Here is a 15,833-nt window from a genome sequence, read left to right as displayed (position 1 = left end):
TTGTGAATACGACTTGAACGGTCAATACTTGTGGTACTAACAAAATACTGTAGTTCTAAGATGTCGGTTTATATACTAGCACTGTTTATTTTACTGCCCTTTGTCTCATATTGGTTGTTTCCAGCTGTCGCTAACGTAGATGTAATTAGTTTTGCATCTGAATTTATTATGGCGAGTGCGGTGCTTGTTTGTATTTTCAATTTGAATAACTTTCGACAAAGCGAACGTTCAAACAACATGCTTTTCACAGGTTTTTCAATTTTGTTAGTTGCCATTTGTGTCGATGCACTTGATGAATTGGTTATATTTCCAAAAGTCATCACTATCGTTATTGAAGATCTCTTTCAAATTATAGGTTTGTTGCTGATTGTGTTTGGCATCAAACTATGGCTTGAAAAACAAGAAGCACAAAGTAATACGCTATTAAAACTTGCCACCACCGACCCGCTAACTGGCGCTTATACTCGACGCTATTTTATTGATAAGGCAAATGAAATAATGCAAAGCTATAACCCACGGTTTTGCATTTTAATATTAGATATTGATCATTTTAAAAAGATTAACGACCAATATGGTCACAATGTGGGTGATTTGGCACTCGTTGAATTTTGTAATCTGATACAAAGTAACTGTCGCGAATCCGACTTATTCGCACGCTGGGGCGGTGAAGAATTTATTATATTACTGCCGCATATAGCAACACCTTCAGCTTACAATAAAGCCGAGTCACTGCGCGTACAATTAGAAAACACCGAACTGCATTTATCAAACGTAGTATTTAATATGACCATTTCGATTGGTATAGCTGAATACTCAACTGACATGAAAAAGCTAGAGACGTTAATCGATATCGCTGATAAACGTCTCTATCAAGCCAAGCAACAAGGCCGCAACCAAGTTGTATCAGGTACTGATTAAACTTGCTCTGCACGCAAAAACACAGGTTCATTGGCTTTTTTCGTGTGCTCTTCGCTGTAATAGTAACCCACGCAGTCAAACGCCAATAACTGTTCCATGTTCGTTACTTGTTGTTCCATAATGTAACGCGCCATTAAGCCACGCGCTTTTTTTGCATAAAAGCTAATTACTTTATATTGACCATTTTTACAGTCTTTAAATACAGGTGTAATAATCTCACCGTTAAGTGCTTTTTTATCCACCGCTTTAAAATATTCGTTCGACGCTAAATTGACGAGCGTATTGGTATTTTGTTCAGCAAATACTTCATTCAGCTTTTCAGCAATGATACTGCCCCAAAATTGATATAAATTAGCTCCACGTGGATTCGTCAGTTTTGTGCCCATTTCAAGGCGATACGCCATCATTAAATCAAGCGGTTTTAGAATACCGTATAAACCTGACAAAATGCGTAAATGACCTTGTGCGTAATCCAGCGCTTTTTCGCTTAGCGTTGCGGCATCCAAACCTACATAAACATCACCATTAAACGCATAAATAGCTTGTTTGGCGTTACTATCATTGAATGGCGTTTGCCACTCGGTAAAACGCGCCACGTTTAAACCCGCTAGCTTGTCGCTAATTTTCATTAAGCTTGAGAGATCTTGTGCTGATAATTCGCGACATACCTCAATAAGCTCTTTGCTGTGCGCTAATAGCTCAGGTTGTGTATGGTTTTTACTCGGTGCAGGTGTTTCGTAGTCTAAATTTTTAGCAGGTGATATTACTGTGATCATAATTACTATTGACTTGTCGTTGTATTAAGGTAATTTCAACACTTCTTGTAATAAAAATCACCTGTTAGTTAGCATTCGATGGATTTTTCTTCGCTAGGAGTAGCGTAAACCCTGTGTTACGGACATTTGACCTTTCCCAAATACTTGTCATCTAGCTTTAATGATTCATCTTTAAGCTAAACTTAGCTAACACGCTATTTTTATTACCTTGATATTAGGAATGAGGTAAACCATGACACAAATTTTAGCGGCTTTAAAAGCCCAATCAACGATTGTTGCCGATACCGGTGATATTGCAGCTATCAAAGCACACCAACCGCAAGACGCAACAACCAACCCATCACTACTTCTAAAAGCCAGTGAAATTGAGGCATACCAGCCATTATTAGCAGAAGCACTTGCATATGCAAAAGCAAACGAAGCAGACTCTGCAAAACAAGTCGCACTTGCATGTGATTATTTTTCAGTATTGCTTGGCAAAGAAATTAGCGAAGTTGTACCTGGTTACATTTCAACAGAAGTAGACGCGCGCTTATCATTTAATACTGAAGCGACCATCGCTAAAGCTAAATCGTTACTTGCGCTTTACCGCGAAGCAGGTGTTGATACAAACAAAATTTTAATTAAAATTGCGTCAACTTGGGAAGGTATCAAAGCGGCTGAACAGCTAGAAAAAGAAGGTATTAAGTGTAACTTAACGCTACTTTTCTCTGAAGCGCAGGCCAAAGCATGTGCCGATGCCAATGTATTTTTAATTTCACCCTTTGTTGGCCGAATTTTAGATTGGCACGTAAAAAATGGCATGCCAAAGCCAGCATCTGCTCTTGATGATCCAGGCGTTCAGTCGGTGCGTAGCATTTACAACTTTTATAAAACACACGGCTATGAAACCGTTGTTATGGGCGCAAGCTTCCGTAATACCGGCGAAATTTTAGCGTTAACAGGTTGTGACCGTTTAACCATTAGCCCTCAGCTATTAACTGAACTTGCTGAGCTAACCGACGCTGAAGTTTACCCACTTGAAAAACCGACTGAAGTATTGCCAAAACCGGCACCACTTAGCGAAAACGAGTTCCGTTGGCAGCATAACCAAGATGCAATGGCGACAGAAAAACTAGCGGAAGGTATTCGCTCGTTTGCCGATGCACAAGTTGAACTTGAAACTCGTTTTGCAAACCTATAAGGAATAAACGGTTTATGACCACCTTAGCGCAGTTGCACACGCAACTAACACATGCTGCTGAGAATATTAAAAAGAGCCAAATTTTGGCTCTTTTTGATGCGCAGCCTAACCGTGCAAGTGAATTTACACTGAGCGCGGCAGGTTTAACCCTCGACTTTGCTAAGCAAGCAATCGATAAATCCACTCTTAACGATTTAATTGACGTTTCTAAGTTAAAGCAGTTAGCGCAAAAACGTGAAGCGCAATTTACAGGGCAGTTAATTAACAGCACAGAAAAACGCGCTGTACTGCATACTGCATTGCGCAATACGCAAACCTTAGCAACACATTTGCCTGAGGTGGCAGAGGAAATAAACTCAACAAAAGCAAGATTGCTCGATTTTGTTTCTCGCTTTGAACAAAATGCCATTGTTGGCAAAACGGGCAAAGCGATAACAGATGTTATAAGCATTGGTATTGGCGGCTCATTTTTTGGCCCTAAAACGCTTGAAGCAGCCCTAATTGATAGCCATGTAAATGATGTGAATGTGCATTATCTTGCCAATATTGATGGGCAGCAAATTAAGCATACACTGACAAAATTAAATGCTGAAACAACTCTAATTGTAGTGGCATCAAAATCGTGGACCACAGCTGAAACCCAACTTAATATGCATGCCGTAATGGACTGGTTTAAACAAACCATGCCAAATACAGCAATCGCTGAGCACTGGGTTGCATTAACGGCAAAACCAGAACTTGCAAAGCAAGCTGGCTTTAGTGAAGAAATGATTTTCCCATTGTGGGATTTTATTGGCGGTCGCTATTCGGTTTGGTCGACCATTGCGCTTCCGTTAGCACTTAAAATTGGTAAAACTAATTTTGAAGCCTTACTAGAAGGCGCTGCAAACCTTGATAATCATTTTTTAACAGCTCCAGAAGAGCAAAACTTACCTCTTATTGCGGCGTTAATTGGCTATTGGCAACAAAAGTACTTAGGTGAAAATAACTTATTAGTACTCCCCTATGGCCACGCCTTAAAAACCCTACCGGCTTACTTGCAGCAACTTGATATGGAAAGTAACGGTAAAAGCGTGAATCTTGCAGGTCAGCACATTGATTTATCAGGTCCTATTTTATGGGGAGCTGAAGGCACTAATTGTCAGCACTCTTTTATGCAGTTACTGCACCAAGGTAAGCAAAGTGCCATGATAGACTTTATTTTGCCACGCGTTGGTGAAGCCAATTACCAGCAACACCATAGAGCAATGATTGCCAATTGCCTAGGGCAAAGCCAAGCGCTATTGCAAGGTAAAAGCTTGGCACAAGCAAAAGTAGAGCTAGCAGCACAAGGCTTGACTCAAGAGCAAATAAACGAACTTGCACCACATAAAGTAATGCCGGGCAATAAAGGTTCTAATACGTTATTAATTGATGATTTATCGCCTCGTTCACTTGGTGCGTTGCTGGCGTTTTATGAGCATAAAGTGTTTGTGCAAGGCGTACTCTTTGGCATTAACAGTTATGACCAGTGGGGCGTTGAACTTGGTAAACAACTTGGCAACCAAGTGCTTGATGCGATGGCGTCCCAAAATTACCAACAGCTTGATCCATCTACAGCGAATTTGCTAAAAACACTTACAAATTAATACCCTAACAGCTACCCCTCGGGTAGCTGTTTTACCCTTCTTTGATCTAGTCGAAAAACCTTCATTATTTTTTAACAAAAGCTAAACATATTAGTTTTATTTTTAGACGAGTTATGATATTTCTTATGCCGAGGTTAAAAAATCCACAGGAGGATACCATGGATAGCATCGAAGATATTTTTGCAATATTAGAACGTCCTGAACCAACAACAAAAACCTCTTCAAAAGGGAAAAAGCGCAAATGGCGCGAAATAGAAGCGTTAAAGGAAAGACATAGACTGAAAAAAGAACTCGAAGAATACGGTTCTTTAGACGACATTGACCTAGATGATTTAGTCATCTAAACAATATAAAGGTCAAATCAAAAAAGGCTCTTACGAGCCTTTTTTATTGCTTGTTAAAGCGCTTCTGGTAACAACCAATTAATTGGGGTTTTTCCCATCGCAATTAAAGCATCATTTGCTTTAGAAAAGTGCTTACAACCAAAAAAACCTCGATAGGCAGAAAGCGGTGACGGATGCGGCCCATTGAAAACAACATGCTTAGTAGTATCGATATGGCGTCCTTTCTTTTGCGCATGTGAACCCCAAAGTAAAAACACTATACCATCACCATGTTCATTTAATGCCGCGATAACACGATCGGTGAACGTTTCCCAACCAAGTTTTTTATGCGAATGGGCCTGACCTTGTTCAACGGTTAATACCGTATTGAGTAACAGTACTCCCTGCTCTGCCCATGCCTGCAAATAACCATGGTTGGGTATAGTAAAACCGTCGATATCAGTTGCTAATTCTTTATACATATTGGCCAAAGATGGGGGCGCTTTAACACCCGGTTTTACTGAAAATGCCAAGCCATGCGCTTGATCTGGGCCATGATATGGGTCTTGCCCCAAAATCACTACTTTCACATCTTCAAACGCGGTGCTTGAAAACGCACTAAACACTTCATCCGCAGGCGGAAATACATTAACCCCCTCAGCGCGTCTTTTGGCAACATAGCCGAGAGTGTCTTTAAAGTAGTCTTGCTGCTTTTCAACTGCGAGTAAATCTGTCCAAGTAGTCATAGTGATTGTTAATAGCTATTTTGAGCGCAATTATGCCATAAAAAAGCCGCTAACTTGTAGCGGCTGGGTATTTCAATCAACAGATTAAAAAGGATTAACCAAGTTTTGCCAAAATGTTTTCACGAAGCACCTGATAGTCGTTAACTAGGTCTTCTGCTAAACACTGTTTTGCTAATGCATCAGCAAGTGGTTTTGGCATATCTAATTCAATCGAAAGAATGTCTTCAACTGACTCTTTAAATTTAGCTGGGTGAGCTGTTGATAAAAAGATGCCAACCCCATCAGCAGCTAAATCTTGTTTTAAGCCTTGGTAAGCAATTGCCGTATGCGGCTCAGCTAAGTAACCTTTAGCATAAACATCGTGCATTACCGCTTTCGTTTCTGCTTCATCAACACTGTGCGAATAAAAGTTATCGTAGCTAAACCAGTTGTTATCTAGCATAAACTGCACGCGCGGCCAGTTATTTGGTTTACTCACGTCCATTGCATTTGATAGCGATTCTAGCGTTGCATTTGGCGTCCATTCTTTTGATGCTAAATAACGCGGCACTGTATCATTTTGGTTTGTCGTTGCTGAAAGCTTAGCCACTGGTAAACCTAAACTTGCAGCAATCATTGCAGCACACACATTACCAAAGTTACCACTTGGCACCGAAATATGTGCTTTTTCGCGCTCTGCTTTAGGTAATTTTGCCACCGCTTCAAAGTAGTAACATACCTGTGCAAGTAATCGGCTAATATTGATTGAGTTTGCTGAGTTTAAACCTAAGCGCTGTTTTACTTCATCATCTAAAAACGCTTGTTTAACCATCGCTTGGCAATCATCAAAGCTGCCATCTACTGCGTAACAATGGATGTTATTGCCAAGCGTTGTGAACAGTTTTTGCTGCGCTAGTGAGATTTTACCTTTCGGGTATAAAATCACCACATCAATGTCTTTTTTACCGTAAAACGCATGTGCCACAGCAGCACCTGTGTCACCACTTGTTGCGGTTAAAATCGTGGTTTTGTTACCTTCATTAAATACCGACAAGCACTCTGCCATAAAACGACCGCCAAAGTCTTTAAACGCAAGCGTTGGACCATGAAAAAGCTCAAGGCAGTAAACATTATCTTCAACTTTTACTAGTTCAGCTGGAAAGTTAAAGGCATTTTGTACCATTTGCTGTACGGTACTTTCTGGTAATTCATCGCCAATTAAATGCGATAATATTTTGCTGCTACGTGCGACAAAATCAAGATCAAGTAACTCATCAACATTACTTAGCGGTACTAGGCTATTTGGGAAAAAGACACCTTGATTGTTGCCTAATCCTACTTTTACCGCCTCTACAAACGATACCTTCTGCTCAGCGTCTTTTAGATTATGCAATAACATCACTTTCTCCTTTTTCTAATACACGTGTGCCACGGTTATCAATTTTACAAATGTGGCTAAAACCGTTTTCATTCAAATAATTTTCTTTTAACCAAGCGTCTATGGCTTGAGCTTGCGCTTCACTTTTTGCTAACGCCAAAAGCGTTGGGCCTGCGCCAGAAATGGCAACTACTTCTGCACCTAATTCTGGTAATGCCGCTTTGGCTTCGCTAAAGCCTGCAATTAATGATTGGCGATATGGCTCAGCAAGTTCGTCTTTCATTAGGGCTATTGCGCTATCAAATTGCCCACTAAAACATAACGCGGTAAACGCGCTTAAGCGCTGGCCATAATTAATGCTGGTATGCATGCTGACCTCTTTTGGCAAAACAGCACGTGCTTTTGCAGTATTAAGGGCGAAGCCTGGGTAGGCAACAACTAACTGCCAATTTTCATCTGTTGGTAACGCCAGTGAATTATTTGGCACTAAATCACCGCACAATTGCAAACCACCCAAATAACAAGGTGCAATATTATCGTAATGGCGACCGCCACTGACTTTTTCTTCAAAATCAGCCATTAATGCCAATAACTGTTTTTGTGAAAGGTTAGTATTAGCAAACTTATCAAGTGCCGCGAATGCGGCAACCACAGAGCACGCACTTGAACCTAAGCCCGAGCCAACCGGTAGGTTTTTCTTAAGTTCCAGTTTACATGCTGGCATATCGCTGAAAACATGCTCACGGAAATGCACTAAGCACTGATAAGCAAGGTTATCTTCTTTAGGACCTGCCAGTTTTTCAGCGTATTTTCCACTACATACAAATTCGTCTTGGCCTGAATCACTTGCGCCAATTGCAACAATATCGCCAAGTAGCGCGCCACTTACTGGCGCAAGTGCTGCGCCAAGTAAGTCAAAACCAACGGCAAAATTACCACTGGATGCGGGTGCATAAACTTCAATCATCACCCTCTCCTACGGCAGTGTTTTTAAAATATCGGCAAATACGCCTGCCGCTGTTACTTCTGCACCTGCGCCATAACCACGAATGACAAATGGTTTTGGCTGATAGTATTGGCTTAAGATTGCCAGTGCATTTTCACCATCACGCACAGAGTTAAGTGCATCTTCTTTGCTTACTGCTTGAATACCTACTTTACATTTGCCATCTTCGATTGAACCAACATAACGCAGTACTTTGCCATCCGCTTTTGCTGATTCAACACGCGCTGTAAATTCAGCATCAAGTTCAGGTAGTCGTGCCATAAACTCATCAACACTTGCACCTTCAGCAAATTTTGGTGATACCACAGGTTCAACGTCTATATCATCGAGCTCAAGCTGTAACCCAGACTCACGGGCAATAATAAGTAACTTACGCGCTACATCCATTCCGGATAAATCATCACGGGGATCTGGCTCTGTAAAGCCGTTCTCTTTTGCTTGTTTAGTTGCTGCGCTTAAGCTTAAGCCATCTTCTACTACACCAAACATATATGACAGTGAACCGCTTAAAATACCGTTAAAGCTAAGTAATTTATCGCCTGCACCAAACAGCAGCTGCAAGTTATCAAGCACAGGTAAGCCAGCACCTACGTTTGTTTCGTATAGGAATTTACGGCCTGTTTTTTGTGTAGCAGATACCAGCGATTGGTAATATGCCTGCGAGCTGGTATTGGCTTTTTTATTTGCAGCTACTACGTGGAAACCTGCATTAATATAGTCTAAATACTGTTCTGCTAAGAATTGTGATGATGAACAATCAACCAATACTGGGTTAATTAAATGGTTTTCTTTTACAAATTGCTCAACCGCTTTTAAATCAAAGCTCTGCTGTGAATCTGCAAGTTGCATTTGCCAGTTTTCAAAATCTACACCGTCACTATCAAGTAACATTTGACGCGAGTTTGCAACACCATATAAATTTAGTTTGATATTACGTTTTTGCAGCCATTCTTGTTGACGTTGTAGTTGACTAACCAGCTCTTTACCCACTAAACCGCAGCCGAGTAAAAATACATCGATAGACGGCACATGAGTAAAGAAGTTTTCATGACATACTTTCACTGCATCATTACATGACTGACCATCAATTACCGCCGAAATAGCGCTTTCTGTCGAGTCTTGCGCAATCGCAACAATGTTAACTTGTGCTTGTGCAAGTGATGCAAAGAACTTAGCAGCAAGGCCTTTATGGGCTTTCATATTATCGCCAACTAAAGTCACTATTGCTAAATTTTGTTCGATTTGGAATGGTTCTATTAGGCCTGCTTGCGCTTCTAACGCGAACGCTTGCTCAAGAGCGTTTGTGGCTTTTGCTAAATCAGCTTGATAAACACAAAAGCTAATGCTGAATTCGCACGATGACTGTGTAATTAACACAATTGAGATTTCATCTTGCGCTAATGCGCTAAATACGCGTGATGCCATACCCACTTTGCCTTTCATGCCTGGGCCAGATACTGTGATCATTGCAAGATCTTGTAAACTCGAAAGTGCTTTTACTGGTTCGCCATTTGAGCTTGTCTGCGCACTGATAAGCGAGCCTGGTACATCAGGATCATGAGTATTTTTAATCTCACACGGCACGCCATATTTAGCACAAGGAAGAATTGTTTTAGGGTGAAGTACTTTAGCGCCAAAATAAGAAAGCTCCATGGCTTCTTTGTAGCTTAAGCTATCAATTTTCATTGCCGATTTGATATAACGCGGGTCGGCGCTGTAAACACCGTCTACATCTGTCCAAATTTGGCAGATTTTAGCATCAACACAGGCCGCGGCTATCGCTGCAGAGTAATCAGAACCATTACGACCAAGCGTTGTTAACTCACCTTGCTCGCTTGCGGCAGTAAAGCCCGGCATAATATAAACCTTGCTTGGCTGCTCTGCTAATTGCTTTGCAAATTGCTGTTTTGATTGTGTTAAATCAACTTCTGCATCTAAATAGTTATTGTTAGATGCAATGCACTTAGTGGCTTCAAGGTAAACTGGCGATAACTCATTTAACAGCGCTTGCATCAGCGATACACTAACGCGCTCACCAAAGCTTATAACGTAGGCTTTTACTTGTGCTGGGCAATGCCCGATTAATGCTACACCATCGAGTTTTTGTTTTAGCTCATCAAAATTAGGCCAATTAGTTACAACTGCAACCTCTGATACCTGCGCTTTAAGGCTTTCACTACGCGCAACGAGTGTTTGCCATGCCGCTGAATAATCTTGCCCTTTTTCAGCTAGTTCAGATAATTCAACAAGACTGTCAGTCATACCGCCAGGTGCAGATAACACTAACAACATCTGATCTTCAAGTTGACCTTTGGCAAGTTCAGCTACCTGCTTTAAAAAGGCAAAGTCAGCAAGAGACGAGCCTCCGAATTTTAATACCTTCATTCTTTTTCCCCATTCCAAAAACGAAAAAGGCCTGTGCTCGTAGTGAGCACAGGCCTTTAAATTTTGCGTACAGACCTATGCCACTATCCAGTTAGGATAATGGTTGTAATAATGGTGGTGTGTACTAAATTAATTTGTTTCATGGCCTTTAGACTGCCGAATCGTCAAAGATATGTCAACTATAAAAAAAGATAATTTATTCCATTTAGCACTATAATAAATCAACGAATGCCAAATTTATGCAAAAGCGACGAAAACACTTCATCTTTAAATGGTTTTTCAATAAATCCTAGTACGCCAAATTCAGCCACTCGCTGTTTCATTTCAGGCTGAATATCGGCAGAAATAATAATGGTATGTAAGTGAATTTTTTCGGCTTTTAAATTAGCTAACACGCCAAGACCGTCCATTACTGGCATAGTCAAATCTAGGCACAACAAACCAAACTCTTGCTGGCGCAATAAGTCGAGTGCCTCTTGCCCGTTCTGAGCTTGGCTAACAACAAAGTCATTGTGATTTTTGAAATAACGCGCAACTTGCTTTCGCGCAATTAACGAGTCATCACACACAAGTACGGGAAATGTACTAGACAAAATAAAACCAATAAAAACCGTAATAATATAGCCATAATATGAGTAAACGCGGTAATTGCAAGATTTATGCGTGCTAGTTACGTAATGCTGCGATTAGATCAAATTATTTCACAAAAATGTCAGTAGAGCTGGTTAAAATGAACTAAGCTTTTATTTATTCGATTTATTTAACCACTTTCGTATTTATTTTTAGGTCAAAATTAGCTAACTTTAATGGCGAACATGATAAAATTACAATAATGAGGTTCTGGTTAATTCAATGTTAAGCAAAAGTCTTTCTAAACGCTTGTTAACCAGCGTACTCTCAGTATATTTTGTACTTACGTTTATCGTAACTTGCGGGCAAGTAATCGCTGAATACCATAATTCAAAAGATCACATTCAAAACGAACTTTCCACCTTACAAAAAACCTTTTCCGGCAGCTTAACGCGCGCCATTTGGGAGCTAAATACACAGCAAACCCGCACTATTGCAGAAGGTTTACTTGCTATTCCATCTATCGAAGGGGTAATTGTTCGCGATGATAACGGTGAAATTATTTCACAAATAGGTCAATCGATTGATATTGTTGAGCGTTACGAGTCGCAACTAGTGCAAGAAGCGGTGCTTGTTCAACATACTAGCTCAGGCCTTTTTGGTTACACCTTTCCATTAGTATTTGAATTTTCAGGTCGCGCGACACAAGTAGGTGACGTAACGCTATTTTCAAGCCGCGAAGTTGTATTTAGCCGTATTATGGTTTCGCTGTACTTTTTAGTAGGTAATGCCTTAATCAAAACCACCTTCTTAATTATTTTATTCTTAATGGCATTCAGACGCCTGCTTACCGAGCCATTAACAGACTTAACTCAGCAAATTGAAGAATTAGAGCTCGATAACCTTGAAGGTGCGCGCGTAAGCATAGAAACCACTGAGCACAACGAACTAAAAATTATGGAGCATTCGTTCAATAAGCTGATTGATAAAGTGGTAAGTTATAAAGACCAACTCGAATCAACACAACGACAGCTTGTAAAAACAAACGAAAAGCTCGACCAACAAAACTTACTTTTAGAACAAGAGGTTGCACGAAAAACATCAAACCTAAGCCAAGCAATGATGGATTTACAGCAACAGAAATACGAACTTGAAAAACAAAAGTTGGTACTCACCGAAGAAGTCGATCGCCGCAAAACCACGGAAGGCGAATTACTCGTTAAGCAGGACGAACTTACTAAGTATGTAGATGAATTAAATATGGCGCAGGAGCGCTTAGTTGGCTCTGAAAAAATGGCTGCATTGGGTGGTTTAGTTGCAGGTATTACCCACGACATTAATACGCCCGTTGGTATTGGCGTAACCGCCACATCGTTTTTACAAGAGCGCTTGGCACAAGTAGAAGCGGCATACGCAGAAAAAACCCTCTCACCAAAAGCGCTTGAAGAGTTTATTGCCGACGCAAAACAAAGTACCGCCCTATTAACAACTAACTTAGAGCGCGCATCTGAGCTTGTTGCTAGCTTTAAGCAAATTGCGGTAGACCAAGCCAGTGAAGCGGTGCGTCAAATTAACTTAAAAGAATACCTTAACGAGATTATTCGCTCGCTGCACCCGAAACTTAAAAAGACAATGCATAAAATTAATATTCATTGTCCGGAAGACTTATTACTCAATTTGCCTGCTGGCGCAATTAGCCAAATTTTTACCAACCTGATTATGAATTCACTAATTCATGGTTTTGAAGGCATAAATGCAGGTACCATTGATATTAATATTCAAGAGCAAGATGGCGAAGTAGCCATTACCTTTAAAGATAACGGCCGTGGTGTTGAAGCTGAGCAGCTAGAAAATCTATTTGACCCATTCTACACAACACGTCGCGAGCAAGGCGGCAGTGGCCTTGGCACGCACATAACCTTTAACTTAGTAAAACAAACGCTCGCTGGCGATATCACAGCAACCAGCGAACCTGGCAAAGGCTTGTGTTATAAAATTACCTTCCCTAAAGATATGCCAAGTCCAGACTCCTACCCGTTGGTGGATTAATTGCTCAATTGATAAAGAAGCGCTGAAAGGCGCTTTTTTATTGTTTGTAACCCTGATACGCTTAGCAAAATTTATAACGAAATTGGTTTTGCCAATACAATTTCAAGGATCCTTTCATGTGGTTTAGTAACCTAATTTGCTATCGCTTCAAACAAGAAGTTGATTACAACCAAGACGAATTTGAAAAAGCACTCGAGCAAGATAAATTTCGCCCATGTGGCAGCCAAGATTTAAGCACCTTTGGCTGGACCAAAGCACTTGGTAAACACGGCCAAATGCTGTCGCACTTTAGTAAAAAAAGCATTCTGCTTTGCGCTAAACGTGAAGAAAAAGTACTACCGCCAGCTGTGATCAATGATCTTCTGGCAGAGAAAGTAGAACAAATCGAAAACAGCGAAAACCGCCCTGTTAAGAAAAAAGAGAAAGACGAGTTAAAAGAAAACTTAGTGCATTCTTTACTACCTCAGGCGTTTAAAAAATCGAGCTTACAGTTTGCCTTTATCGACTTAGAAAAAGGCTGGATGGTGGTTAACAGTGCAAGTTTCAATAAAGCAGAAGAACTACTAGCACTACTGCGTAAATCACTTGGTTCATTGCCTGTAGTGCCTGCTTTCGTAAACTATGATTTGGGCTTATTTTTAACAAATTGGTTAGCGAAAGATGAAGCTCCAGAGCAATTTACCATTGGTCTTGATGCAGAGCTTGTTGAACCAGAAGAAAACGGCGCTAAGGTCGTACTTAAGCAGCACGACCTTGCCTCTGACGAAGTAAAGAATCACTTAGATAACGGTAAAGTGGTTACAAAGCTAGCACTAGATTGGATGGAGCGCATTCGCTTTGTACTGCAAGAGGATGGCTCGATTAAACGTGTAAACTACGCAGAGCTGTTAAAAGAAGAAAATGCCGACATCCCTAAAGAAGATATGGCAGTTAAACTAGATGCTGACTTTATGCTTTCAAGCGATGAAATTAAACAAATGCTAGAAGCGCTGATTACTGCACTAGGCGAACCGGAAGATACAATTTAAGGGTTTATTTTTGTCGCGCTGGCGACGACAACCAAAGATGAAAAGCAACCGAAACGAAGTTTCGCAGTGCTTTGAAATGAGGTCAGGGATGACCGATGTAACCCAGCTTCATGGATGAATTTTAACACTATTTTAAAGGCGCCGGCCTCCCTTTGAAATCCCTCGGCGCCCCAAAAATCAAACTGATTCCTCAAATACAATTTAAATATGAACATAAACGCCATGAATCGGCATCCATGCCTCAGCATGGCTTGCTCGACCGCTTCGCGCCCTGTCTCGCATTATTCATTTAAATTGTATTTTCAGGTTTGATTAATGGGTGAAAGGTGTGAACCTAAACACCTGACTCAACGGCAGGTTAGTGCCAACAAGAACCGTTCGACTTCAAAATAAGACTATTAAATAAAGCAAAATAACGGACATTCGTTCAACTCACTTTTGGACAAATTCGTGATAGAAAGGTTGGAATTAACGCGTTGCCAAATGCAAAAATAGCCACCTGTTTATCGCCCATTTAGATCAAAGCATCATTTTCATCAAACCATTTTGCTCTTACATAACGTTCGTATTTATAATCTTTCAAATCTAAATTATCAGCGTGGTCTAGTACAATTACTTGAGAGTATGATCCTGATATTTTTCTGGATTCCTTTAAGCTTTTTATTATTTGGATGTATATATTTTCTACCTTTTTAATATCATCATTAAGACTACTAAAATCTCGTGGAAAATAAACCTGACTTGGTTGATCGATAAATAAGAAGTTTGGAACTGGTGAATTTTCTTTATATGAGAATAACCTCAGAAAGCCAAGTGAAGCAGCCAAGTGAAAAGCTAACCAGTTAGCACCGCTACCAAAATCAGATAATCTAAGCTTCCCATATTTCTTATCATTGTGAACAATAGAAAGATCTCGTAAATTAATATTTAGTTTTGCAGGCAAAAACTGTTTCTCAAAATCGAGAGCATTCGCAATCGAATTTGCCCAACCATTCAATTTCGATTGGCAGTCGGTTAGGTCTGATTCAAAGTCATACTTTTGAATCAGTAGCTTTAACGAATTTAGTTCTTCTGAAATTTCTTTCTCTCCATAATCGCTAACTTGAATTTTATTGCTAATTTGCTCAACAACAATTTCTATTTTAGCTCTTAAATATCCAAGAGAGTCTCTTTTATCTTTATATTCTTTCACCTTGGCATTATAATTTTCTAAGTCACTAATTTGAGTTGTCAATTCAGAGATTATTTTTTGAATTTCTCTTTTGTTTTGCTTTAATGTCTCTAATTGTTCGCTGTCAAACCTCGCAAAATTAGCCATTGCGCCAACTTCTGTATTCAAAGAATCTAGGGCATTATTAATTAACGAAGCTTCCTCTGAAAGTGATTCAACGTCATTCCCACATACAGGACAAAGACATGATACTTCTTCTTCATGCTCAATTCGGCTTTGTAATTTAGATAAATGAGAAATAGTCTTTTTCGCACTCTTAGATACACTTTCTATTTTCGTTAACTCAGCATTAACAGCATTAAGTTCAAGCGTTTTAGAGGAAAGCCGAGATCTTAAATTGCTATAAAGCCTACTAGCATCTGATTTAAATGGCTCAGCTTTATCAAATGAAGGTAACTCTTTGGTTATTGAGATAAGATCATTCACATTTTGAAAATTGGGTAGCTCTTTTCCTACAATCGAAAAGTAATTTCTACATAGCCCTTCTAATCTGCTTTGATATTGTAAATTAAAAATCTTTTCTTTTTGCTTTTCTTTATCTATTGCTTTTAGCTGTTTCTCAATCTCATCAATCTGCCGCCTTAGTGAATAATACTCAGCGTCAACTATTCCTAAAAATATTGGAATCTGTTT

At 40.0% G+C, this 15,833-nt stretch carries 13 protein-coding genes; 6 read left to right on the top strand and 7 right to left on the bottom strand.

Going from position 1 to position 15,833, the window contains the following annotated elements; genetic code table 11:
- Window positions 1-60: 60 nt before the first annotated feature.
- Window positions 61-918: a GGDEF domain-containing protein gene (locus L1068_RS09030; RefSeq protein WP_237129999.1), complete on the top strand. Its 858-nt coding sequence runs from the start codon at window positions 61-63 to the stop codon at window positions 916-918.
- Here the strand turns inward: L1068_RS09030 and yaaA are convergent.
- Entirely contained in the window at window positions 915-1,694 is a 780-nt protein-coding gene (yaaA, locus tag L1068_RS09025; RefSeq protein WP_138633964.1) for a peroxide stress protein YaaA, read from the bottom strand. The two genes, L1068_RS09030 and yaaA, sit on opposite strands and share 4 nt — an antisense overlap.
- Window positions 1,695-1,926: 232 nt before the next feature.
- Here yaaA and tal point away from each other — a divergent pair, with 232 nt between their 5' ends.
- From tal to L1068_RS09010, 3 genes are all read left to right on the top strand, one after another.
- Window positions 1,927-2,877 (top strand): transaldolase, encoded by a 951-nt coding sequence (gene tal, locus L1068_RS09020; RefSeq protein WP_237129998.1) that lies wholly within the window; start codon window positions 1,927-1,929, stop codon window positions 2,875-2,877.
- A gap of 14 nt (window positions 2,878-2,891) precedes the next feature.
- A complete protein-coding gene (gene pgi, locus L1068_RS09015) occupies window positions 2,892-4,505 on the top strand; it encodes a glucose-6-phosphate isomerase (protein WP_237129997.1) in 1,614 nt (537 codons plus the stop codon).
- Window positions 4,506-4,663: 158 nt separating this feature from the next.
- Window positions 4,664-4,849 (top strand): DUF3545 family protein, encoded by a 186-nt coding sequence (locus L1068_RS09010; protein WP_010560807.1) that lies wholly within the window; start codon window positions 4,664-4,666, stop codon window positions 4,847-4,849.
- 53 nt (window positions 4,850-4,902) lie between these two features.
- On the opposite strand, the gene ung is transcribed toward L1068_RS09010, so the two are convergent.
- The 5 genes from ung to L1068_RS08985 all read right to left on the bottom strand — a co-directional run bounded on the left by ung (window position 4,903) and on the right by L1068_RS08985 (window position 10,915).
- Window positions 4,903-5,574 (bottom strand): uracil-DNA glycosylase, encoded by a 672-nt coding sequence (gene ung, locus L1068_RS09005; RefSeq protein WP_237129996.1) that lies wholly within the window; start codon window positions 5,572-5,574, stop codon window positions 4,903-4,905.
- A 94-nt stretch (window positions 5,575-5,668) separates the two neighbouring features.
- Window positions 5,669-6,952, bottom strand: coding sequence for a threonine synthase (gene thrC / locus L1068_RS09000; protein ID WP_237129995.1), 1,284 nt, complete (start codon window positions 6,950-6,952; stop codon window positions 5,669-5,671).
- The gene (thrB, locus tag L1068_RS08995) at window positions 6,939-7,898 is read right to left on the bottom strand and encodes a homoserine kinase (RefSeq protein WP_237129994.1); all 960 of its coding nucleotides are present in this window, start codon (window positions 7,896-7,898) and stop codon (window positions 6,939-6,941) included. The genes thrC and thrB overlap by 14 nt, the downstream gene beginning before the upstream one ends.
- Before the next feature lie 9 nt (window positions 7,899-7,907).
- Window positions 7,908-10,322: a bifunctional aspartate kinase/homoserine dehydrogenase I gene (gene thrA / locus L1068_RS08990; protein WP_237129993.1), complete on the bottom strand. Its 2,415-nt coding sequence runs from the start codon at window positions 10,320-10,322 to the stop codon at window positions 7,908-7,910.
- A 221-nt stretch (window positions 10,323-10,543) separates the two neighbouring features.
- Complete coding sequence (locus L1068_RS08985) at window positions 10,544-10,915, bottom strand: response regulator (protein ID WP_054978611.1); 372 nt, start codon at window positions 10,913-10,915, stop codon at window positions 10,544-10,546.
- 259 nt (window positions 10,916-11,174) lie between these two features.
- On the opposite strand from L1068_RS08985, the gene L1068_RS08980 reads away from it, so the two are divergent.
- Both L1068_RS08980 and rdgC read left to right on the top strand, forming a co-directional pair.
- Window positions 11,175-12,941, top strand: coding sequence for an ATP-binding protein (locus tag L1068_RS08980; protein WP_054978612.1), 1,767 nt, complete (start codon window positions 11,175-11,177; stop codon window positions 12,939-12,941).
- 116 nt (window positions 12,942-13,057) lie between these two features.
- Entirely contained in the window at window positions 13,058-13,969 is a 912-nt protein-coding gene (gene rdgC / locus L1068_RS08975; RefSeq protein ID WP_010560814.1) for a recombination-associated protein RdgC, read from the top strand.
- Between the two features lie 514 nt (window positions 13,970-14,483).
- Here the strand turns inward: rdgC and L1068_RS08970 are convergent.
- Window positions 14,484-15,833, bottom strand: a 1,350-nt coding sequence (locus L1068_RS08970; protein ID WP_237129992.1) for a DUF3732 domain-containing protein, incomplete at its 5' end; no start/stop codon positions are given.

The sequence above is a fragment of the Pseudoalteromonas sp. MMG024 genome, assembly GCF_021654175.1.
Classification (GTDB): Bacteria; Pseudomonadota; Gammaproteobacteria; order Enterobacterales; family Alteromonadaceae; genus Pseudoalteromonas.
This window is presented reverse-complemented; position numbering and strand designations above follow the sequence as displayed.